We start from the raw sequence: 22,420 nt of genomic DNA, 5'->3' as shown, positions 1-22,420 counted from the left end.
CCATTACTCCGAAGTGCCGCGGCACCAGTTGAGCGATCGCGAGGCGAAGCGTCCGGCGTCCGAAGGGTTATCGTGTTCCATGATGAAGAGCGTCGCCGGTGCACTGGTGTTGAGCTGCCTGAACAGGGTCGTCCAGTCGACGGTGCCATGGCCAACATCGGCCCAGCCGTCTTCATCCTCGCATTCGCCTTGCGGCGCGATATCCTTGACGTGAACAGCTGTGATCCTGTTGCCATGACGCGCGACCCAGTCGGATGCATCAGCACCGCCACGAATGACCCAGGCAGTGTCAGCTTCCCATTCCAGCTCCGGGGCCGCGTCAAGGATGATCTGCATCGGCACCGATCCATCGGGAAGCGGCACGAATTCGAAGTCATGATTGTGCCAACCGAAACCGTAACCGGCGGCGCGGACCTTTTCACCCACCGCGCTCAGGCGGGCGGCGAAAGCCTGCCACCCGGCCTTGTCGGCCGGGCGCTGTTCGGCGCTGATATGCGGGCAGAAGATCTGCTTGATGCCAAGGGTCGCAGCGGTTTTAAGAACGCCGTCCAATTCACCTTCCAGGGCATCGATGGAGAAATGGCCCGACGGCATGGACAAGCCATTCCGGTCCATGATTTCGCGGAATGAAGCCGGATCTTCATAGACCCCGCCAAACCCTTCAACGTTCCTGTATCCGGCAGCGGCAAGCATCGCCAGGACGTCCGCCCAGGGTTGGAAATTACGGGCGCTGTAGAGCTGAAATGAGAAATCCATCTGTTTGAACTTTCCTGTTTGTCAGTATCTCGATAACTTTGGTGCGCCGGTCTTCGTCTCAGTGCGACTGATCCTGCGAAGGCGGTTGCAGCTGCAGCCACGTGCCCGGCAGCGGCATTTTATATTCCGGACGGCTGTCAGAGCCGCAACTCGCTCGCCGCGTCGAAGACCGAGGCCTTGGCCGGATCGAAGCCGATGCGGACCGTCTGACCGGCTTGCAACGGGCTCTGCCCGTCAACCCGGAAACGGAATTCCTTGCCGTCAAGCACGGCCCAGACCAGCGTGTCGGCGCCCATTGGCTCGACCACCTCGATTTCGACGTCCGTGCTGAAAGGCTCCTCCATTGCTGCGGCTCCGCAGCTGACATGCTCGGGCCGGATGCCGAATATGGCCTTGCCGGGCCGGTCTGCGCGGGCAAAGGGATAGCGCGCGAGCGGGATTTGCGTAGCGGCGACGTTGAAACTGGCGTCGCCCGCGCCGGAGATTTCGCCCTCAATGAAGTTCATACCGGGTGAACCCATGAAGCCCGCCACATAGAGATTGACAGGCCGGTTGTAGATTTCATGCGGCGTGTCCAGCTGCTGGATGATGCCATTGCGCATGATGGCTATCCGGTCGGCCAGGGTGAGCGCCTCGATCTGGTCGTGGGTGACGTAGATCATCGTGTTCTTGAGCCGTTGATGCAGACGCTTGATTTCGACCCGCAACTCGGCGCGCAGCTTGGCGTCGAGATTGGACAGGGGTTCGTCGAACAGGAACACGTCGACATCACGGACCAGGGCACGGCCGATGGCGACGCGCTGGCGCTGACCGCCCGACAGCTGTGCCGGCTTCCGCTGCAGAAGCGGCTCGATCTGAAGCACTTCGGCAGCACGGGTAATGCGCTTGGCGATTTCGTCCTTCGGCATGCGGGCGTTCTTCAGGCCAAATGCCAGATTTCCCTCGACCGACATCTGCGGATAGAGCGCATAGGACTGGAACACCATGCCGATGCCGCGTTCGCTCGGCTCGGACCATGTGACGTTGTTGCCGCCGATGAAGATCTGGCCATCGGAGATATCCAGCAGTCCGGCTATGCAGTTGAGCAAGGTCGACTTGCCACAGCCCGATGGCCCCAGAAGGACGAGGAACTCACCTTCGTCAATGTCGAGATTGAGCGATTTGAGAACCTCGAGTGACCCGAATTTCAAGGTCAGGTCACGGATCGATACACTGGTCACGATACTTACCCCTTCACCGCACCGGCGGCGATGCCGCGCACAAAGAGCTTGCCGGAAACGAAATAGACAATCAGCGGAACGAGCCCGGTGATGATGGTCGCGGCCATGTTCACATTGTACTCTTTCACGCCCTGGACCGAATTGACGATGTTGTTGAGCTGCACGGTCATCGGGTAGACATCCGGCTTGGTATAGACGACGCCGAACAGGAAGTCGTTCCAGACACCGGTGATCTGGATGATCATGGCGACAACAAAGATCGGCAGGCTCATCGGAAGCATGATCTTGAAATAGATCCCCCAGAAACCGGCGCCATCGACGCGTGCCGCCTTGAACAGCTCTTCCGGCACCGAGGTGAAATAGTTGCGGAACAGCAGCGTCAGGATGGGCATGCCAAAGATGGAGTGCACCAGGACCAGCCCCCACAGGCTGCCGAAAAGCCCCAGTTCGCGCAGCAGGATGACAATCGGATAAAGCATCACCTGGTAGGGAATGAAGGCGCCGAAGATCAGCACCGTGAAGAAGAAGTCGGCCCCCTTGAAGCGCCAGTTGGCCAGCGCGTACCCATTCACTGAAGCAATTGCGATCGACAGGACGACCGAGGGTACGGTGATCCGCACCGAATTCCAGAAACCGCGCGACAGGCCCTCACAATTGAGCCCTGTGCAGGCGGTGGCCCAGGCCTTGACCCAGGGCTCGAAGGTGACTTCCACCGGCGGGGCGAAGATGTTGCCCAGCCGGATTTCCGGCATGCCCTTCAGCGATGTCACGATCATCACGTAAAGCGGCAGCAGGTAGTAGACCGATACCAGCAAAAGGGTGCCGTAGATGAAGACGTTGCGTGGCGAGATGGCGCGTTTCGGCCGGGCGCCGCGCGGGCCGGATAGCTCTGCCCGGGTGGTGCCGATGGCAGCCGCCGTCACCGAGAGACTTATCGGATTAGCCACGTTTCTTGCCTCCAAATTCCAGATAGGCCCAGGGGATGATGACGATCAACACGGCAAGCAGCATCATCGTCGAGGCCGCGAAACCCTGGCCCAGATTCTGACCCTGGAACATATAGTCGTAGACGTATTTGGCAGGCACCTCGGAGGCGATCCCCGGTCCGCCGCTGGTCTGCGCGACGATCAGGTCGTAGAGCCGGACGATACCGCTGGTGATCAGCACGAGGGTAGTGATGAAAACCGGGCGCAACATGGGAATGACGATGAAGACGTAGGTTTTCCACAGCGGGATGCCATCGACCCGGGCGGCCTTCCAGATGGACTCATCGATGCCGCGCAGACCGGCAAGCATGAGCACCATGATCAGGCCGCTGCCCTGCCATATGCCGGCAATCAGCACGCCGAAAATAACGATGTCGGCGTTGTAGAGCGGGTCGAAATTGAAGCTTACCCATCCGGCGGAACGGACGACGCTCTGCAGGCCGAGGTCCGGGTTGAGCAGCCATTGCCAGACCAGTCCGGTGACGATGAAGCTCAATGCAAAGGGGTAGAGAATGATGGTGCGGAAGGTGTTCTCGAAGCGGATCTTCTGGTCCATCAACGCCGCCAGCACGAAGCCGATAACCAGGCTCAGCACCAACGAGCAGATCCCGTAGATCATCAGGTTCTCGATCGAGACGACCCAGCGATGGGTGCCCCACAGCCGTTCATACTGATCAAGACCGACGAACTTGGCCCGAGGCAGCAGCTTGGAATTGGTAAACGAGTAGACCACCGTCCACGCCGTTCCGCCAAGAAAGACGCAGACTGCAGTCAAGATCATCGGAATCGCGGCTATTTTCGCAGTCAGATTGCGATACAGCCGGTTCGGGCGCTCCGAAGCCATGGCAGGTTCCTGTCCGTAACAAGGAGAAAAGGCGCCGGCCCGCGCCAGGTCGGGCCGGCCGTTTCGGGATCAGTCCTTGTTGCGGACAATTTCGACGAAGCGCTCCTGCGCGGCTTCCGGAGTGATGGATGCATCCTGGAAGAACTGGACAAAGAGGTCGTTCAACTGGTTGTTGGTGTCCTCGGTGTTCAGCATGTTGACGTCAGGCATGGTGTTGCCCTTGGCCAGGATGCCCAGACCCTCTTTCATGCAGTCGTTGGCCGCCGACAGGTCGATATCGCCGCGGATCGGCAGCGACCCCTTCTTCAGGTTGAAGGCGACCTGGGTTTCCGGCTTCAAGAGCGTTGCGGCAAGGACGTCCTGAGCGGCGGTGATCTCCGCATTGTCGATGACCGGGAAATAGAAGGCGTCACCGCCAGTGGAGATGATCTCCCGCATGCCGAGGCCGGGCAGGCAGGTGTAGTCGGTGCCGGCAGTCTGGCCGGCCACCGCGAACTCGCCCTGGGCCCAGTCACCCATGATCTGGCCACCGGCCTTGCCAGTGATCACCAGGTTGGTCGCCTGGTTCCAGTCCTGGACATTGGAGCCTTCGGCCATGCTGCGAGCATCGGATGCCGCCTGGAAGACCTTGGCCATTTCCGGCCCGGCAGCGAGATCTGCATCCTTTTCGCCGTAGATCTTGGTCAGCACGTCAGGCCCGGCCAGCGTTGCCATCAGGACGTTGAAAAGGCCCGAGCTCTGCCAGGGCTGCCCGCCGAGGGCCAGCGGCTGAATGCCGGCATCCCTGAGCGCTTTGCCCGCCGCTGCAAACTCGTCCCAGCTGGTCGGCACGGCGACACCGGCCTTCTCGAAGGCGGCATGCGACAGCCACACCCACTGCCAGGAGTGAATATTGACGGGCGCACAGTAGATGCGACCGTCGATGGTGCAGGCGTCAAGCAGCGACGGCGGATTGACGATGTCCTTCCAACCTTCCCTCTCGGCGACATCGGTCATGTCGCGCAGCAGACCTGCTTCGATGAGTTCTTCCGCCTGACGGCCGTGGTTGAACTGGAATGCGCCCATCGGGTCACCGCCGATGATACGGCTGACGACGATCGGGCGGGCGGTGCCGCCGCCGCCGGCGATGGCGCCGTCGACCCATTTGTGGCCGGTTGCGTCAAAGGCCTTGGCGAATTCGGCCACCGCCGCGGCTTCGCCGCCGGATGTCCACCAGTGGGTGACTTCGAGATCGGTCGCGTTGACGGATGTCGAGAGTGCCAGTACGGACGCACCGGCCAGAAAAAGCTTGAATGTGTTCATCGAGTTCCCTCCCAGGAATGTTCCTCCTCCCGGCACGTTGCTTTGACGCAGCTGTCCGGGTCCACCGGTGCCCTCACACCGTTTTAAATCGATTACATCATTCGATACATCGTTGCAGTGCAATCGATTACATAGAGGTTGACCGCGATGAGTTTTGGAGTCAAGTGATATTTGCGAAACGGGCCCCTCGCCCCTCTCGCAGAAGCGGGAATACGACTCATCATGGAAACAAAAGCACCGAGGATCACTGATGTCGCAAGGCTCGCAGGGGTTTCGACAGCGACCGTAAGCCGGGCGTTGAGCAAGCCGGAAACCGTAGCGGAATCAACACGAAACGCTGTCCTGATGGCCGCGGAAAAAACCGGGTACCGGGTCAACCTCTCGGCGCGCAATCTCCGGCGTCAGCGCACCGGTGCCATCGTGGTGCTGGTTCCGAATCTCGGCAATCCGTTTTTCTCGGAAATTCTCGCGGGGATCGAGACGGCCCTGTCTGAGGTCGACATCAACATGCTGGTGGTCGATACACGTCAGGCGCACAGCAAGCCGCAGCTGGTGCTGGAGTATCTGCATGCGACACGGGCCGACGGCATCATTGCGCTGGATGGCTCGCTGCCGGACGAAATTCTGGCGGTGGCGAGTTCGGGGACCGGCGCGCCGCCGATCATCTTTGCCTGCGAATGGACCCCGAAAGGCATGTTCTCGTCGGTGCGCGCCAACAACACCTGCGGCGCCAGCCTTGCGATCTGCCATCTTGCCGGGCTGGGACACCGTCAGATCGGCATATTGACCGGCCCTGACGACAATGTTCTGAGCCACACGAGAAGTGCTGGCGCGAAGCGGGAAATGGCCGAAAGGGGTCTTGAGCTTGACCCCGCGCACGCCTTTTCAGGCGATTTCAGTCTCGAGTCGGGCGCGCGCGCGGCGCAGGCGTGGCTCGAGCTCGCGCACCGTCCGAGCGCATTGTTCTGCCAGTCTGACCAGATGGCCTTCGGCTTCATTTCTGAACTTGCGCGAAACGGTGTTTTTGTTCCGGACGATGTTTCTGTGGTCGGATTTGACGATATCGACATCGCCCGGCGCTTCATTCCCGCTCTCACCACCGTGCGGCAACCGCGCAAGGAGCTGGGACTCCATGCCGCCAAGATGCTGATCAACCATGTTGGCACCAGCACCAGCCCGGCGATCGAGACGACCATTCTCGAGGTGGAACTCATTGTCCGTGGCAGTACCCGGGCAGCGGGAGATTGAACCATCCGGAAAAGTGCTTATATAAGAAATCATTGATGTACAGGAGACGGAGTGCCGCGAATGCTTGAGGCACGGGACATGGTGGAAATGGAGCCGCGCATGGCCGAAGCGGCAAAGCTGATGGAGATGCTGTCGCAACCCGTGCGCCTGCGAATTCTCTGCATCCTGCTTGATGGCGAGCAGAGCGTGCTCAAGCTTGCCGACATGGCGGGGCTGTCACAGCCGGCGATGTCGCATCATCTGCGCAAGCTGCGTGACGCCGAGCTGGTCAACACACGGCGCGACGCCCAGACCATTTACTATTCACTGAAGGGCAAGGAAGTTATCGCCGTGCTCGAAGTGCTGCACGGATTGTACTGCGCCACACCCAATCCGGAGACGTGTTGACGGGCTTCGCCGCCGAAATTTGCTTGCCGGGTCAGACCGTTCCTGACCCCCATCCGGGTCGGTCGGATCCTCGCCTGAGTGGCTGCATAGCAGCTCCCGAAATGGCTGAACTGGACTTAGCGGTAGTCGATCTGGATTTACGTGGTGGACTTGACATTCGACCGTCTGCACGGTCCGTTTGATTGCGCGGCAGCGGAGGCAATCGCTGTCGATTTGTCCGGCAGGGCAGAGACCAACGTGGTGTGGCCGGACCATCGGGCACCACGTCTCAGGGAGGGTGAATGAACCAGACCAGCAGGGCTTCAAGCGCGGCTGACGGCACGAACGAGATTCGCAAGACCACCTGTTACATGTGCGCCTGCCGCTGCGGTATCAACGTCCATATGGCGGAAGGCAAGGTCCGCTACATCGAGGGCAACCGCGATCACCCGATCAACAAGGGCGTGCTCTGCGCCAAGGGCTCGGCGGGGATCATGCAGCATTACTCGCCGGCGCGGCTGAAGAAGCCGCTGCTGAGAACCGGCGAACGCGGATCGGGCCAATTCAAGGAAATAGAGTGGCACGAGGCGTTGGAGCTGGCGACGGGCTGGCTCGGTGAGGTCCGCCGGACCGATCCGCGCAAACTGGCCTTTTTCACCGGCCGCGACCAGAGCCAGTCGATGACCGGCTGGTGGGCACAAGCCTTCGGCACCCCGAATTACGCCGCGCATGGCGGCTTCTGCTCGGTCAACATGGCCACCGCCGGGATCTACACGATGGGGGGCGCGTTCTGGGAGTTCGGCGCGCCGGACTGGGAAAAGACCGAACTTTTCATGATTTTCGGCGTGGCCGAGGACCATGATTCCAACCCGATCAAGATGGGTCTGGGCAAGCTGAAACAGCGCGGCGTCAAGGTGATCGGCGTCAATCCCGTGCGCACCGGCTACAATGCGATTGCCGATGAGTGGCTCGGCATCACGCCCGGTACCGACGGGCTGCTGATCCTGGCCCTGGTGCATGAGCTTCTCCGCACCGGCAGGATCGATGTCGATTATCTCATTCGCTACACCAATGCGCCCTGGCTGGTGATCGACGACCCCGATGGCGCCGATCATGGCCTGTTTGCCCGCGACGACGAGGGCACTCCGATGGTGGCCGACCGGACGAGCGGCAAACCGGCACCCTCCGCAACACCCGGCATCAAGCCGGCGCTCAAAGGCCGCTTCGAGCTGCCGGACGGGCGCTCCGCCATCCCGGTGTTCGAATTGCTGGCGCAGAAATATCTCGATGGGCAATATGCGCCGTCGGCCGTAGCCGAACGCACCGGGATCGATGCCGAGGTCATTATCCGGATTGCCGGCGAGATTGCGGAAGCGGCGTTCGAACGTGAAGTGATCGTCGAACAGCCCTGGACGGACATGAAGGGCGAGCGGCACGAACGGATGATCGGGCGGCCGGTGGCATTTCACGCCATGCGTGGCATATCGGCCCATTCCAACGGTTTCCAGACCTGCCGCTCGCTGCACATGCTGCAGATCCTGATAGGCTCGATCGATTGCCCCGGAGGCTTCCGGTTCAAACCGCCCTATCCACGGCCGGTGGCCGGGCAGCCGCGGCCGCATGGCGGCGCCTGCGCCGACACGGCATTGGCGGGCCCGCATCTGGGCTATCCGCGCGGGCCGGAAGATCTGCTGCTGGAGGCCGACGGCGAGACAGCAGAGCGTATCGACAAGGCGTTTTCCTGGGATGCGCCGCTGTCGGCGCACGGCATGATGCATATGGTGATTTCCAATGCCCATGCGCGTGATCCCTACGGCATCGATGTGCTGTTCATGTATATGGCAAACATGGCCTGGAACTCGTCGATGAACTCCTCATCGGTGATGGACATGCTGACCGACAAGGACGAGAACGGCGAGTACGTGATCCCGAAGATCATCTACTCGGACGCCTATTCGTCGGAGATGGTGGCCTTTGCCGATCTGATCCTGCCCGACACAACCTATCTCGAACGGTACGACTGCATTTCGCTGCTCGACCGGCCGATCAGCGAGCCGGAGGCGCTCTGCGATTCGATCCGCTGGCCGGTGGTCGAGCCCGACCGCGACGTGCGCGGGTTCCAGAGCGTGCTGCTCGATCTCGGGGCACGGCTGAAACTCCCGGGCATGGTCACCGAGGACGGCAAGCCGGTCTACAAGGATTACGCCGATTACATCGTCAACCATCAGCGCAAGCCGGGGATCGGGCCGCTGTCGGGCTGGCGCGGAGAAAACGGCGAGAAGACCGGGCGGGGCGAGCCCAATCCGGATCAGCTCAAGCGCTATGTCGAGAATGGCGGCTTCTCGCAGGTGCATGTGCCTGATGAGGCGCTCTACTTCAAACATGCCAACCGGGCTTGGAGCGACTGGGCCATCGAGCACGGGCTGCAGGACGGGCCGGTTGAAAACATCTTCCAGCTCTATCTCGAACCCTTGCGCAAGTTCCAGCTTGCCGCCGAGGGCAGGATCAAGCCGGTGCCACCGGAGCATCACCGCGAGCGGATCAAGGCCTGTTTCGACCCGTTGCCCACCTGGTATCCACCCTTTGCGGATATCGGGCTCAGTGACGACTCCTACCCGCTGCACGCGATCACCCAGCGTCCGGCGGCGATGTATCATTCCTGGGGATCGCAGAACGCCTGGCTCAGGCAGCTCCACGGCGAGAACGCGCTCTATGTGCCCGGCGATGTCTGCGACAAACAGGGGCTTGAGACCGGCGACTGGGCGCTGGTGACATCTCAATCGGGTGAGATCCGTGTCCGGATCGCCCGCATGGATGCGGTCAATGGCTCGACGCTGTGGACCTGGAACGCCATCGGCAAACGCTCCGGCGCCTGGGCGCTCGACACCGATGCGCCGGAAGCCACCCGCGGCTTCCTGCTCAACCATCTGATTGACGAGTTGCTGCCACCGAAAGGCGACGGCCGCCGCTGGGCAAATTCCGACCCGATCACCGGCCAGGCGGCCTGGTTCGATCTGCGGGTGGCGATCCGCAAGGATCCCGATCAGACGGCGGAACGGAGCCTGCCCCGTGCGGGTAGGCAAAAAAGCCCGGTGGGGCCGGCACCGGACACGGTGCGTTTCGGCAAGGAGGTGGCGGAATGACCAGTCTGCCTGAGAGAACCGAAAAACGCCTCGGCCTCGTCATCGATCTCGACACCTGCGTCGGCTGTCACGCCTGTGCGGTCAATTGCAAAGAATGGAACACCAGCGCCGGGGCCTCCCCACTCAGCGATGTTGACGCCTATGGCGCCGATGTCTCAGGCGCCTGGCTCAACCGGATCCACACCTTCGAAGTGACCCCCGAGGACGCACCGGCGCAAATCGTGCATTTCCCGAAATCCTGCCTGCATTGCGACGATGCGCCCTGCGTGACGGTTTGTCCGACCGGCGCCAGCCACAAGCGGCCCGAGGACGGGATCGTGCTGGTCAGCGAGGACCTGTGCATCGGCTGTGGGCTGTGTGCCTGGGCCTGCCCCTATGGCGCCCGCGAAATGGATCCGGTCGAAAACGTGATGAAGAAATGCACACTCTGCGTCGACCGGATCTACAGCAAGGTTTTGCCGGAAGAAGACCGGGTCCCGGCCTGCGTGCGCACCTGCCCGTCAAGCGCGCGGCATTTCGGTGATTTCAACGACCCGCAATCCGCCGTGTCACGTCTGGTTGCCGAGCGTGGCGGTATCGACCTGATGCCGGAGATGGAAACGCGACCGGTCAACAAGTACCTGCCGCCGCGGCCGAAGACGCGCGCACAGTCCTCCGCTACGCCAGCCAGGGACTCAGCGCCCACGCCCAAGGCTGACGGCTTTCTCGGCTGGCTCGACGCCGCGCTCGACAAACTCGGATAGTCCCATGCATCCTGCCGTTTCCGTCATCTTCTTCACAGTCACGTCGGGCGCCGGGCTCGGCATGATCTTCCTGCTCGGGCTCGGCTTTCCGGTCGAAGCCTCGGCGGCATGGGTGTTCTTTGTCAGCCTCGTCGCCGGCGGGCTGACTGTGGCGGGCCTGTTGGCCTCGACCTTCCATCTGGGCCACCCCGAACGGGCCTGGCGGGCGCTCAGCCAATGGCGTTCGAGCTGGCTTTCGCGCGAGGGCATTGCCGCGATCGTCACGCTGGTCCTGTTTGGCATCTACGTGCTGATCTGGATGGCGACCGGCAGCCGATATCAGCTCCTGGGTTTGCTGGCAGCCCTTGGTGCAGTGCTTACCGTGTTCACCACCTCGATGATCTATGCCCAGCTGAAGACCGTGCCGCAGTGGCACAGCCGGTTGACGCCGCTGGTCTATGGCGGTTTCGCGCTCGGGTCCGGCTGGCTGCTGGCCTCGGCGCTCGGGACGCACCAGGCGCCCGAGTTCTGGGGCGTTGCCCTGATTGCGCTGGCCTGGGGCGCGAAATGGCTGTGGTGGGCGCGGGCCGGGCGGAACCGGCTGGCGGATAGAGGATCGTCGCCCGAAACCGCCACCGGGCTTGGCTTCATCGGCAAGGTGAGGCTGCTCGAACGACCGCATACCGGCGAAAACTACCTGACGAAGGAAATGGTGCACCGTATCGGCCGCAAGCACGCCCGCACTCTGCGCATCTTGGCTTTGGTGCTGGGCGGCGTGGTGCCGGCGGCAATTCTTGCGATTGTCGGCCTGAGTGGCGCCCCATCCCTTCTCAATCTTGTTGCCGCCGTGTCGATGCTGACCGGACTCCTGGCGGAACGCTGGCTGTTCTTCGCCGAGGCAGAGCACGCGGTTTCGCTCTATTACGGCCACCGCTGAGAACCTTGTGACGGCCGGAGCGACCGCACATCACCTGATCATGCCAGCTTCGCGATAGAAGCGTTCGGCACCGGGATGCAGCGGAATTCCGATCCCCTCGAGCGCGGTCTGCCGCGTTACCGATGCGCCCTTGGCATGGCCGACATCAAGCAGTTGGCGTGTTGCCGGATTCCACAGCGCGCGTGTGATCTGGTAGACAAGTTCTTCGTCGAGCCCCAGCCGGGTGAGCCATTGCGCGCCGACGGCAATGGTGTCGGCACCGGCCACGCCGGGATAGGCACCGTCGGGTATCGCATCGCGGGCAAAGAAGGAGTGTTCGCGCAGCAGACCGTCAACCTGCCCGCCGGTGACCGGGACGAGGACAATCTCAGTGGTCGCGGCCAGCTCGCTGATCGCCCGGGCAGGGTAACCGCCGACGAAGAACAGCGCATCGATCCGGCCCTCACGCAATGCCGTGGCAGCGTCCTCGGGCTTGAGGTGTTCGGCGGCGAGACTTTCTGGCGACAGGCCAAAGGCCTCGAGCACCAGCAGAGCGTCGGGATAGGTTCCCGAATCGGTCTTGTCGAGCGAGACCCGCTTGCCTTTCAAATCCGTCACCGAGGCAATGCCGGACGCCTTTGAGGCGATCAGGTGAAGATGTTCGGGGTAGAGCGCTGCGATCACGCGCAGATCGCGCATCGGTTCCCGCCCCTCGAAGGTACCGGTGCCGGAATAGGCCCAATAGGCAACGTCGGACTGGGAAAACCCGGAATCGAGACCGCCCTCGATGATCGCGCTGACATTGGAGACCGAGCCGTGCGAGGATTGCGCCACCGCGATCAGGCCCGGGACGCCGCAGGATCCGCCTTCCGCGCAGTCAAGCGAGCCGGGCGGATTGGAGATCGCATTGGCGATGTCTCCGGCGAGCGGGAAATAGGTTCCGCCGATGCCCGCAGTGCCGATGGTGAAATACCGGACTTCTCCCGCCTGGCTCGCACCTGCCCCGGTGATCAGCAAAGCTGCAATCGCCAGCGCCCTGATGGCGCCGGAGAGCGCCGATCGTCGAATGTCCATGCTTTCCCCCCAGCCAATGCACATGACCGGTCTGACGCCGGCCATGCTGAACCGCGCACAAGGTCGCGGTTTCGCATCTCATTGTCAAAGGGCCAGCGGAAGACCGGCTTCAGTCTTCCAGAGCACCCTTGCGGGAGGCCACAGCGGCGGTGTCGCTGATGATCTTGAGCAGATTGTCGCCCATGCGGATGAAGCGGCGGATGCGCCGGGTCAGGACGTAGCCCGCCTGCGGGGCGCGGACTTCAACCGAGCCGCCTTTGCAGCCGGGATTGGTGATGATTTCAGCCAGCAACTGGCCGGCCTCGACGCGGTCACCGGGTGCCACGTGAAACAGGAGGGTGCCGCCGGCCGGAGCTGTCACCATGTCGACATGGCGTATCGGCTTGCCGACGAAACCGGCCTTGAGTGCCGGCGCAGGCGTCGTATCTGCGGCGACCACGCCGCGGCCCTGCAGAAAGCGATACAGTCCCTCGGCATCCTTCCGGGCCAGCGTGACATCAACATCGTTCTGTCCACGGAGCTCCACCGTGGTGACGCAATGGCCGGAAAGATCGCCGTCTGGCGCGCGAGCCTGCATCTGCTCGAAGACCGCTTCCTCGAAGGCCCGGTCGGCGCCGGAATCCCACAGCAGGGCTGCTTCCGCATCAAGGCAGGCGGCCAGGTCCGACATTTCCGGCCAGAGCACCTCTGGCGCGTAAACATATTGCACGCTCTCGTCGTCGCAGTGCAGGTCGAGCACGATCGGGCAGCCGTCCGCCAATTCCAAGAGACGGCTTTTCAACCGGCGTTCGGCGAAGACCGGGGCAGACGCCTTGTCGAGATGGCGCATGCCGTCGTCTCCGGGCACCGGAAAATCACGGTTGAAATTGGTGCGGGTGCCGGTGGCAAAGCGGCCCATGTGCTCGCCATAGAGATGTTGCGCGGCCCCGATCGGATTGGCGTGCGGCACCAGGATCAGCGATCCGCGCAGCCGTCCCTCGGCTTCGGCCTGTTCCAGCATCGGAATGAGGAAATGCAGTGCCGCAACGCCCGGGCGTTCATCGGCATGCAGGCCGGACTGGATATAGACGCGTGGAGCCGAGACGTCCGTCCCCTCAAGGCGATGCACGATCAGTTCGTACGAAATGCCCGGTGTTTCGCCGACAATGGTTTCGATTTCGGTCTTCATGGATTGCTGCTCTGCTATCAATGTGTTGTGGCGCGTCGGCTGTTCTCCCGGTTACACCCGCCGGGCGCGGATGTCGCCGAGAATTTCACGTGCTGCGTTGTGGCCGGGCACCCCGGTGACACCGCCGCCGGGATGGGTCGACGAGCCGCACATGTAAAGACCTGCCAGAGGCCCACGGTAGGCGCCGTAGCCGAGCACCGGACGCGCCGAGAACAGCTGGTTGAGGCTCAGCCTGCCGTGAAAGATGTCGCCGCCGACCAGTGACAATTTGCGCTCGAGATCGAGCGGCGACAGCACCTGGCGGCCGACCACGCTTTTGGCGAAACCCGGCGCATAGTGGTCGACGGTGCCGATCATCAGATCGGCGACGGCCTCCTTGTGATCGTCCCAGGACGATCCGCCCGAAAAGCCGTCGGGAAGTTCAGGCGCTACGTGCTGACAGAACAGGCTGGCCACATGCTTGCCCTCGGGCGCGAGCGTGGAATCCAGCGTCGAGGGAATGAGCATTTCGACCACCGGCTGGCGTGACCAGCCATGGGCGCGGGAATCGAGATAGGCGCGGTCCATGTAGTCGAGCGAGGGCGCGATGATGATGCCCGCGGTGAGGTGATCCCCCGGCTCGGGCCGCGCGGTGAAGACCGGCAGCGTGTCGAGCGCCACATTCATGCGGAAGGTGCCGGAACCGCTTTGCCAGTAGCCGATACGGCGGCGGAAATCGTCCGGCAACGGTGCTGCCTTGAGCAGGTTGCCGACCAGCAATTTCGGATGAATGTTGGAGGCGACGATCTCTGCCTCATGGCGAACGCCGTCTTCGGTGATCACCGCGCGGACTTGGTCGCTGGCGGTCTCGATGCTGGCGACGGGGGCGCCAGTCCTGATGGTCACGCCCTTTTCCTCGCAGGCCTTGCGCATCGCCTGGGTGATTGCGCCCATGCCGCCGATGGCGTGGCCCCAGATGCCCTGCTTGCCATTGACCTCGCCAAAGCAGTGATGCAGCAGCACATATCCAGTACCCGGAGTATGGGGGCTGACCCAAGCGCCAACGATGCCATCAAAACCGAACAGGGCCTTGATCGGATCGCTCTCGAACCAGCGGTCCAGGATCTCGGCCGCCGAACAGGTGAAAAGGTCGAGCACGTCGCGCCGGGCATCCAGCGACAGTGCGGCGAACTGACGCCCGAGTGAGGCGGCCTTCAACAGCTCCGGCACCGCCGACATCCAGTTGCCGTCAGTGACATTGGGCGGGGTGCGCAACAGCAGATCGCGCAGCACATCGGCGGCATTGTCGAGCATCCGGTTGAAGCCCTCGAGCGCCTCGGCATCCTTCTGCGAAAACTGGGCCACCGACTCTTTCGTGCGCCCCGGCCCCGATTCCAGCGCACGTCCGTCGGGCAACGGCAGGAAATTGCTCATTTTCCGCTCGACAATCTCCAGCCCGTGGCGACGCAGATCGAGATCGGCAATCACTTTCGGGTTGAGCAGCGACACCGTGTAGGAGGCCACCGAGTTGCGAAAGCCGGGATGAAATTCCTCGGTCACGGCGGCGCCGCCGATCGTGTCGCGCTTTTCAAGCACCGTGACCTTGTGTCCGGCCGAGGCCAGATAAAAGGCACACACCAATCCGTTATGGCCGCCGCCAACGACAACTGCATTTTTCATGTACGATTCCTGCTCCGTTTGACGCGCACTCTGCACCGGGAGCAAAGTGCTGCGCAATGGCGTTTGAACTGTCGTTGCTTGCGTTAACGGTTGCAAGGGGAACACGGACTTGACGACGGGTGCGGCGTCGGGCGCAATCGGGTATGGCTGAGCTGATGAATGATTCGCCCACAAACGCCGCCGAGTTCACGGTCAGTGAGCTCTCGGGCTCCATCCGACGCGCGGTCGAGGATGCCTTCGGCAATGTGCGCGTGCGCGGCGAGATCTCCGGCTATCGTGGCCCGCATTCCTCCGGGCACGCCTATTTCTCGCTCAAGGACGACCGGGCCCGCATCGAGGCGGTGATCTGGAAGGGTGTGTTCTCGCGGCTCAAGCACCGGCCCGAGGAAGGGCTGGAGGTGATCGCCTCGGGCAAGATCACCACCTATGCCGGGTCATCGAAATACCAGATCGTGATCGAGGCGCTGGAGCCCGCCGGCGCAGGCGCACTGATGGCGCTGATCGAGGAGCGGCGGCGCAAGCTTGCCGCCGAAGGCCTGTTCGACGAGGGCCGCAAGCAGTTGCTGCCCTATATGCCGATAGTGATCGGCGTGGTGACCTCGCCCACCGGGGCGGTGATTCGCGACATCCTGCACCGGATCGAGGACCGGTTCCCGGTCCACGTTATTGTCTGGCCGGTCCGGGTTCAGGGCGACACGTCCGGCGACGAAGTGGCGCGCGCCATCAACGGCTTCAACGCACTTGGTCCCTTGAGCGCGATCCGGCGGCCTGACCTGATCATTGTCGCGCGTGGCGGCGGCAGCCTCGAGGATCTCTGGGGTTTCAATGACGAGGCGGTGGTGCGCGCCGCAGCCGAATCCGACATCCCGCTGATTTCGGCGGTGGGGCACGAGACCGACTGGACGCTGATCGACCACGCCGCCGACCGCCGCGCACCGACGCCGACGGGAGCTGCCGAAATGGCGGTGCCGGTGAAGGCCGATCTCGAGGCGCATCTGGCCACACTGGCAGCCCGGCTGAAATCCGCCCAGTCCCGGATACTCGACCGGCGGCGCGAAACCGTGCGCGGCCTGGCACGCGCCCTGCCGACACTCGACAGCGTGTTGGCCTTGCCGCGCCAGCGGCTCGACCGCTCGGCGCAATCGCTTGGCCGGGCACTGGAGCTCAACACCGCCAACCGTCGCCGGAGATTCGAACAGCAGGCGTCGCGAATCACGCCAGTGGCGCTGGTATCGGCGCTGCGGGAGAAGCGACAGCAAGTGCGCGACAAGATCGCGCGCATGGACCGGGTTCAGGAACGGCGGATCGATGCGCTGAGAGCCCGGCTGGAGCGTCATGCCCAGTCCGTCGCCACGCTGCCGCGCCGGATCCGGGAATCACATGCCCGCGGATTGGAACGGCTCACCGATCTGGGGCGGCGGCGCGACAACGCGATGTCACTCAAGCTTGAGCAGCACAAGCGCGGGCTCGGGGCGCAAGCACGGATGCTGCAATCGCTGTCCTACCAGAGCGTGCTGGGGCGCGGCTTTGCGGTGGTTCGCAACCAGGACCGGACGCTTTTGTCGCGCGCAGCACAGGTCGAAACCGGCACGATGATTTCCGTTGAATTCGCTGATGGCGAGGTTTCAGCACTGGCCAGCAGCAGCGATCAACCGATCACGGCGCCGAAGAAGCCGGCTCGTGGCAAAACCGGGAAAGCCACCGAACCCGGACAGGGAAGCCTGTTCTAGGCGATCCTACGAAGGCTGCCGCTTCCACCGGCACAAATCCCCGGTCATTGTTTCCTGACAGGATTAACCTGGGTTGTTGCTGCGCCCTCGCGCGGAACATATAAGGAACATATGACTGGCAAAACACTCGAATCAAAGCTCGCCATCCTCAGCGATGCCGCCAAATATGATGCGTCCTGCGCTTCCTCCGGCTCGACCAAGCGCGACAGCCGCGACGGCAAGGGGCTTGGCTCGAACGAGGGCACCGGGATCTGCCATGCCTATGCGCCGGACGGGCGATGCATCAGCCTGCTCAAGATCCTGATGACCAATTTCTGCATCTATGACTGCGCCTATTGCATCAACCGGGTGTCGTCGAACGTGCCGCGGGCCCGGTTTTCGGTTGACGAAGTGGTCCGGCTGACGATCGACTTCTACCGGCGGAACTATATCGAAGGCCTGTTCCTGTCTTCGGGCGTCATTCGCTCGCCGGATGCCACAATGTCGGACATGGTGCAAATCGTGCGCAGATTGCGCGAGGAAGAGAATTTCCGCGGCTACATTCACCTCAAGACCATTCCCGATGCAGCACCGGAACTGATCGAGGAGGCGGGACGGCTCGCAGACCGGCTGTCGATCAATGTCGAACTGCCGACAGAGGCCAGCATGGAGACCTTCGCCTCGGAGAAGAATCCGGGCCAGATCCGGAGGGCGATGGCCGATGTACGGCTGCGCAAGGAAGCCGCCGGCGACAAGACCCATACCGGGCGCAAGGCGGCGCGTTTCGCGCCGGCCGGCCAATCGACGCAGATGATCATCGGCGCCGACGGCTCCAATGATGCCGCGATCCTGGGCGAATCGACCCGGCTTTACTCGAGCTACCAGCTCAAACGGGTTTACTATTCAGCGTTCTCGCCGATTCCCGACAGCTCGTCGCGGCTGCCGCTGGTCTCGCCGCCGCTGGTGCGCGAGCACCGGCTCTACCAGGCCGACTGGCTGCTCAGGTTCTATGGCTTCGATCTTGAGGAGATCGTCAGTGGTGCGCGGGACGGCAATCTCGATCTCGAACTTGACCCGAAACTAGCCTGGGCACTCAAGCATCGGGAGATGTTTCCGGTCGACATCAACCGTGCCGACCGGGAATTGCTGCTGCGGGTTCCGGGCTTCGGGGTGAAGACGGTCAACCGGATCCTGAGCACGCGGCGCTATCGCACCGTGCGCTACGAGGACGTGGTGCGGATGGGTGGATCGATGAAGAAGGCCGGGCCGTTCGTGACCGCGCAGGGCTGGTCGCCGGGCGGGCTGACCGACACGGCACAGTTGCGCAGCCGCTTCCTGCCACCGCCACAGCAATTGTCGCTTCTGTGATGCGTCACATAACGCTTCCCGATTTCGGAACAGCCGCCGCCTGGCGCGATGCCGCACGGGCATGCCTGAGGGAGGGACTGGCGCCTTCCGATGTCACCTGGGGCAGCGAACAATCCGAACGCGGGCTGTTTGACGACCAGCCCGCCAGGGCCGCCGCGCCGGTAAAACAGACGGTGCCGCGCAGTTTCGTCAGCCTTGCGGAAACCGTCTGCTGGCACCGTGACGCGGACCGGTTCGCACGGCTTTACGCCTTTCTCTGGCGACTGAAGGATGCGCCGCACCTGATAGCCGACCGGGGTGACAGGGAGCTGGCGCATCTGCGCTCGATGGAAAAATCGGTGCATCGCTGCCAGCACAAGATGAAAGCCTTTGTCCGGTTCCGCGAAATCGGCGATCGCACAGCGCCGCGGCGCAGTTTTGCCGCCTGGTTCGAACCGACCCACCACACGGTGGAGCCGACGGCGGATTTCTTCGCCCGCCGCTTTGCCGACATGGACTGGCGCATTGTCACGCCCGAGAAGACCGCAATTTTTCTCGATGGGCGCCTGAGTTTTGCGGAGGGCCAGCCGCGGCCCGACCTGCCGGAAGACGCCGGAGAGGCGCTGTGGCTGACCTATTTCCGAAGCATTTTCAACCCAGCTAGGCTGAAAGTGCAGGCGATGACTTCGGAAATGCCGAAGAAATACTGGAGGAACCTGCCGGAGGCGGCAACCATTCCCGACCTGATCGCCAATGCCCCGGCGCGGGCGCGGGCGATGGCCGAAGCGGCACCCACCCTGCCCCCGATCCGGGCCGAGAAAGCGCGCCAGCAGCTGGCTGCCCACATGTCGGCCTGGGAAGGCCCGAAAGAGGCACTGCCGGCGGCGATCCACGCTTGCACACGATGCCCCTTGCACAGAACTGCCACCCAGGCCGTGCCGGGTGTCGGCCCTCTCGATGCGGCTCTAATGATTGTCGGCGAACAGCCGGGAGATCAGGAGGACCTGGCCGGCCTGCCATTTGTCGGCCCGGCCGGTCAGCTTTTCGACAAAGTCGCGCAATCGGCAGGCTTGAGCCGGTCAGAAACGTTTGTCACCAATGCGGTCAAGCATTTCAAATTCACGCCGCGCGGCAAGCGACGGCTGCACCAGCGGCCGAATTCCGGCGAGATCGAGCACTGCCGCTGGTGGCTCGATGCCGAACGCAGCCTCGTGCAGCCAAAGCTGGTTCTGGCGCTTGGCGCCACCGCTGCCGAGGCACTGACCGGAACCGGTGCCAACATCATGCGCCGCCGCGGCACCATCGAACAGCTTGCCGACGGCACCCCGGTGCTGATCGCGGTGCATCCGTCGTTCCTGCTGCGCCTGCCTGATCCGGCAGAGCGTGAAAAGCAGATGGCGCTGTTCGAGGCGGATCTTCGCCTTGCTGCGCAGATGGTTCTGGCGCTCACCGCCCGCTCCGCCGGGGCACCGACCGGGTGACGACAACGGATCCGTCGGTCAGGCCATCACCGGGGCTGCAACGGCATTGAGGGCACGGCGGGCATCATTGGGATCAAGACGCACCTGCAACCCGCGCTGACCACCGTTGATGAAGACGTAGGGTTCCGACAAAGCGGCGGCTTCGATCGCGGTCGGGACCCGTTTTTTCTGGCCGAAGGGGCTGATGCCGCCGACGTGGTAGCCGGTCAGGCGTTCGGCATCCGCCGGCTTCATCATCATCGCCGACTTGCCGCCAAGGGCTGCCGCCAGCTTTTTCATGCTGACTTCACGATCTGAGGGCAGGATCACGCAAACCGGCTTTCCATCAAGCTCGGCCATCAGGGTCTTGAGGACCCGCGAGGCCGGCTCTCCGAGCGCGTCGGCTGCGTGCAAGCCGATGCTTTCGGCATCGGGATCGTAGTCATAGCTGTGGGTGGTGAAGGTGATGCCAAGCTTGCTGAGGGTTTGCGTGGCGCGGGTGGACTTCGCCATCTTGAAGCTCCTCAGACGAAGAACTGCTCGTAGCGTTCGGGCTTGAAGCCGACAATGATCCGGTCACCGGCTTCGAGCACCGGGCGCTTGATCATCGACGGCTGGTCCAGCATCAGCGCGATCGCCTTTTCCTGATCGAGATCCTGCTTTTCGGCCTCATCGAGCTTGCGGAAGGTGGTGCCGGCACGATTGAGTACGGTCTCCCAACCGGCCTCACTGCACCAGCGCTCGAGATGCGCACGGTCGATTCCGGACGCCTTGTAATCGTGGAAATCTGCCTCGATCGAACGATCGGCGAGCCACCCACGCGCCTTCTTCATCGTGTCGCAGTTCTTGATCCCGTAGATGGTGACGATCATGTCCGGTCCCTCCCGCACTGTCTTCAGCCGATCAGCGCCGCCTGTGCCTCATTCCCACTCGATGGTGCCGGGGGGCTTGGAAGTGACGTCATAGACGACGCGGTTGATGCCCTTGACCTCGTTGATGATCCGGGTCGCGGTCTTGCCGAGGAAGTCCATGTCGTAGGGATAGAAATCCGCGGTCATGCCGTCGACCGAGGTGACGGCGCGCAGCGCGCAGACGAACTCATAGGTGCGGCCATCGCCCATGACACCGACGGTCTGCACCGGCAGAAGCACGGCAAAGGCCTGCCAGATGATGTCGTAAAGGCCTGCCTTGCGGATCTCGTCGAGATAGATCGCGTCGGCCTGGCGGAGAATGTCGAGCTTCTCGCGGGTAATGCCGCCGGGGCAGCGGATGGCGAGGCCCGGTCCGGGAAACGGATGCCGGCCGATGAAGCTGTCGGGCAGGCCGAGCTCCTTGCCCAGCACCCGGACTTCGTCCTTGAACAACTCGCGCAATGGCTCGACCAGCTGCATGTTCATGCGCTCGGGCAAGCCGCCGACATTGTGGTGCGACTTGATAGTGACCGAAGGGCCGCCGGAAAAGGAGACGCTTTCGATCACGTCCGGGTAGAGCGTGCCCTGGGCGAGGAAATCGGCGCCGCCGATCTTCTTGGCTTCCTCTTCGAAGACCTCGATGAACAGCCGGCCGATGGTCTTGCGCTTTGTTTCCGGATCCGCCTCGCCTTCGAGCTGCGAGATGAAACGGTCCGAGGCATCGACCAGCTTGAGATTGAGATTGTAGTGATCGCGGAACATCTGCACGACGTCCGCAGCCTCGTTCATGCGCATCAGACCGTGATCGACCAGGATGCAGGTGAGCTGATCGCCGATGGCTTCGTGGATCAGCAACGCCGCGACGGAAGAATCGACACCCCCGGAGAGCGCACAGATGACCCGGCCAGAGCCGACCTGGTCGCGGATCTTCTGCACCATTTCGGCGCGATAGGCGGCCATCGACCAGTCGGATTTCAGACCGACGATCTTGTGCACGAAGTTCGACAGCAGTTTCGCACCGTCGGGGGTGTGCACCACTTCCGGATGAAACATGGTGGTGTAGTAGCGCTTGTCCTCGTTGACCGAAATGGCAAAGGGCGCGTTCGGCGATGTGCCGATCACCTCGAAGCCTTCCGGCAGCCTGGTGACGCGATCACCATGGCTCATCCAGACCGGGTATTTCTTGCCGACTTCCCAGAAACCTTCGAACAGAGGCGAAGCCTTCAGGATCTCGACATCGGCGCGGCCGAATTCGCGGTGGTGACCGCCTTCGACATGGCCGCCGGTCTGCACGCACAGCGTCTGCTGGCCATAGCAGATGGCAAGGATCGGGACACCGGAATCAAACACTGCCTGCGGTGCGCGCGGCGAACCTTCGCGGGTAACCGAATCCGGTCCACCGGAAAAGATCACGCCTTTTGGCTGCATTCGTTCGAAGCCTTCATCCGCCAGCTGGAACGGGACAATTTCGCAATACACGCCGGCTTCGCGCACCCGGCGAGCAATGAGCTGCGTCACCTGACTGCCGAAATCGATGATCAGGATGGAATCGGGATGAGTGGTGTGAAGGATATCGTTCATGGCGAGCG

General features: G+C 62.8%; 19 protein-coding genes. 8 read left to right on the top strand and 11 right to left on the bottom strand.

Going from position 1 to position 22,420, the window contains the following annotated elements; genetic code table 11:
* Nucleotides 1–3 precede the first annotated feature (3 nt).
* The 5 genes from CRO46_RS09705 to CRO46_RS09685 form a co-directional block, all read right to left on the bottom strand.
* Nucleotides 4–756: a sugar phosphate isomerase/epimerase family protein gene (locus CRO46_RS09705; protein ID WP_097107301.1), complete on the bottom strand. Its 753-nt coding sequence runs from the start codon at nt 754–756 to the stop codon at nt 4–6.
* A gap of 137 nt (nt 757–893) precedes the next feature.
* Complete coding sequence (locus CRO46_RS09700; RefSeq protein ID WP_097107299.1) at nt 894–1,976, bottom strand: ABC transporter ATP-binding protein; 1,083 nt, start codon at nt 1,974–1,976, stop codon at nt 894–896.
* A 5-nt stretch (nt 1,977–1,981) separates the two neighbouring features.
* Complete coding sequence (locus tag CRO46_RS09695; RefSeq protein ID WP_179759004.1) at nt 1,982–2,923, bottom strand: carbohydrate ABC transporter permease; 942 nt, start codon at nt 2,921–2,923, stop codon at nt 1,982–1,984.
* Nucleotides 2,916–3,806, bottom strand: a complete 891-nt coding sequence (locus CRO46_RS09690) for a carbohydrate ABC transporter permease (protein WP_097107298.1) — start codon at nt 3,804–3,806, stop codon at nt 2,916–2,918. Before CRO46_RS09690 ends, CRO46_RS09695 begins: the two co-directional genes overlap by 8 nt.
* A gap of 69 nt (nt 3,807–3,875) precedes the next feature.
* Nucleotides 3,876–5,108: an ABC transporter substrate-binding protein gene (locus tag CRO46_RS09685; RefSeq protein WP_097107296.1), complete on the bottom strand. Its 1,233-nt coding sequence runs from the start codon at nt 5,106–5,108 to the stop codon at nt 3,876–3,878.
* A gap of 222 nt (nt 5,109–5,330) precedes the next feature.
* Here CRO46_RS09685 and CRO46_RS09680 point away from each other — a divergent pair, with 222 nt between their 5' ends.
* From CRO46_RS09680 to CRO46_RS09660, 5 genes are all read left to right on the top strand, one after another.
* On the top strand, nt 5,331–6,356 hold the full coding sequence (locus CRO46_RS09680; protein ID WP_097107295.1) for a LacI family DNA-binding transcriptional regulator: 1,026 nt from the start codon (nt 5,331–5,333) through the stop codon (nt 6,354–6,356).
* Nucleotides 6,357–6,416: 60 nt separating this feature from the next.
* Nucleotides 6,417–6,743, top strand: a complete 327-nt coding sequence (locus CRO46_RS09675) for an ArsR/SmtB family transcription factor (RefSeq protein ID WP_097107293.1) — start codon at nt 6,417–6,419, stop codon at nt 6,741–6,743.
* Nucleotides 6,744–7,024: 281 nt separating this feature from the next.
* Nucleotides 7,025–9,865, top strand: a complete 2,841-nt coding sequence (locus tag CRO46_RS09670) for a molybdopterin oxidoreductase family protein (RefSeq protein WP_097107292.1) — start codon at nt 7,025–7,027, stop codon at nt 9,863–9,865.
* Nucleotides 9,862–10,608, top strand: a complete 747-nt coding sequence (locus CRO46_RS09665) for a 4Fe-4S dicluster domain-containing protein (protein WP_097107291.1) — start codon at nt 9,862–9,864, stop codon at nt 10,606–10,608. Before CRO46_RS09670 ends, CRO46_RS09665 begins: the two co-directional genes overlap by 4 nt.
* Before the next feature lie 4 nt (nt 10,609–10,612).
* Complete coding sequence (locus CRO46_RS09660; RefSeq protein ID WP_097107289.1) at nt 10,613–11,524, top strand: dimethyl sulfoxide reductase anchor subunit family protein; 912 nt, start codon at nt 10,613–10,615, stop codon at nt 11,522–11,524.
* 30 nt (nt 11,525–11,554) lie between these two features.
* Here the strand turns inward: CRO46_RS09660 and CRO46_RS09655 are convergent, their stop codons facing one another.
* From CRO46_RS09655 to CRO46_RS09645, 3 genes are all read right to left on the bottom strand, one after another.
* A complete protein-coding gene (locus CRO46_RS09655) occupies nt 11,555–12,577 on the bottom strand; it encodes a TAXI family TRAP transporter solute-binding subunit (RefSeq protein ID WP_097107705.1) in 1,023 nt (340 codons plus the stop codon).
* Nucleotides 12,578–12,686: 109 nt separating this feature from the next.
* The gene (locus tag CRO46_RS09650; RefSeq protein ID WP_097107288.1) at nt 12,687–13,745 is read right to left on the bottom strand and encodes a M14 family metallopeptidase; all 1,059 of its coding nucleotides are present in this window, start codon (nt 13,743–13,745) and stop codon (nt 12,687–12,689) included.
* Nucleotides 13,746–13,796: 51 nt separating this feature from the next.
* The gene (locus tag CRO46_RS09645) at nt 13,797–15,404 is read right to left on the bottom strand and encodes a phytoene desaturase family protein (protein WP_097107286.1); all 1,608 of its coding nucleotides are present in this window, start codon (nt 15,402–15,404) and stop codon (nt 13,797–13,799) included.
* A gap of 143 nt (nt 15,405–15,547) precedes the next feature.
* On the opposite strand from CRO46_RS09645, the gene xseA reads away from it, so the two are divergent.
* The 3 genes from xseA to CRO46_RS09630 all read left to right on the top strand — a co-directional run bounded on the left by xseA (nt 15,548) and on the right by CRO46_RS09630 (nt 19,941).
* A complete protein-coding gene (gene xseA / locus CRO46_RS09640; protein ID WP_097107285.1) occupies nt 15,548–17,134 on the top strand; it encodes an exodeoxyribonuclease VII large subunit in 1,587 nt (528 codons plus the stop codon).
* A gap of 111 nt (nt 17,135–17,245) precedes the next feature.
* Nucleotides 17,246–18,481, top strand: a complete 1,236-nt coding sequence (locus tag CRO46_RS09635) for a putative DNA modification/repair radical SAM protein (RefSeq protein ID WP_097107284.1) — start codon at nt 17,246–17,248, stop codon at nt 18,479–18,481.
* Nucleotides 18,481–19,941, top strand: a complete 1,461-nt coding sequence (locus CRO46_RS09630; protein ID WP_097107282.1) for a UdgX family uracil-DNA binding protein — start codon at nt 18,481–18,483, stop codon at nt 19,939–19,941. The genes CRO46_RS09635 and CRO46_RS09630 overlap by 1 nt, the downstream gene beginning before the upstream one ends.
* An 18-nt stretch (nt 19,942–19,959) precedes the next feature.
* On the opposite strand, the gene ybaK is transcribed toward CRO46_RS09630, so the two are convergent.
* Genes ybaK through guaA form a run of 3 tightly spaced genes read right to left on the bottom strand, consistent with a single transcriptional unit; the run spans nt 19,960 to nt 22,412 of the window.
* Nucleotides 19,960–20,433 (bottom strand): Cys-tRNA(Pro) deacylase, encoded by a 474-nt coding sequence (gene ybaK / locus CRO46_RS09625; protein ID WP_097107280.1) that lies wholly within the window; start codon nt 20,431–20,433, stop codon nt 19,960–19,962.
* Nucleotides 20,434–20,444: 11 nt separating this feature from the next.
* Complete coding sequence (locus CRO46_RS09620) at nt 20,445–20,792, bottom strand: ArsC family reductase (RefSeq protein ID WP_097107278.1); 348 nt, start codon at nt 20,790–20,792, stop codon at nt 20,445–20,447.
* Nucleotides 20,793–20,840: 48 nt separating this feature from the next.
* Nucleotides 20,841–22,412, bottom strand: a complete 1,572-nt coding sequence (gene guaA / locus CRO46_RS09615; RefSeq protein ID WP_097107277.1) for a glutamine-hydrolyzing GMP synthase — start codon at nt 22,410–22,412, stop codon at nt 20,841–20,843.
* Nucleotides 22,413–22,420: the final 8 nt, after the last annotated feature.

This window comes from Parahoeflea halophila (assembly GCF_900220985.1).
In the GTDB taxonomy this organism is placed as follows: Bacteria; Pseudomonadota; Alphaproteobacteria; order Rhizobiales; family Rhizobiaceae; genus Hoeflea; species Hoeflea halophila.
This window is presented reverse-complemented; position numbering and strand designations above follow the sequence as displayed.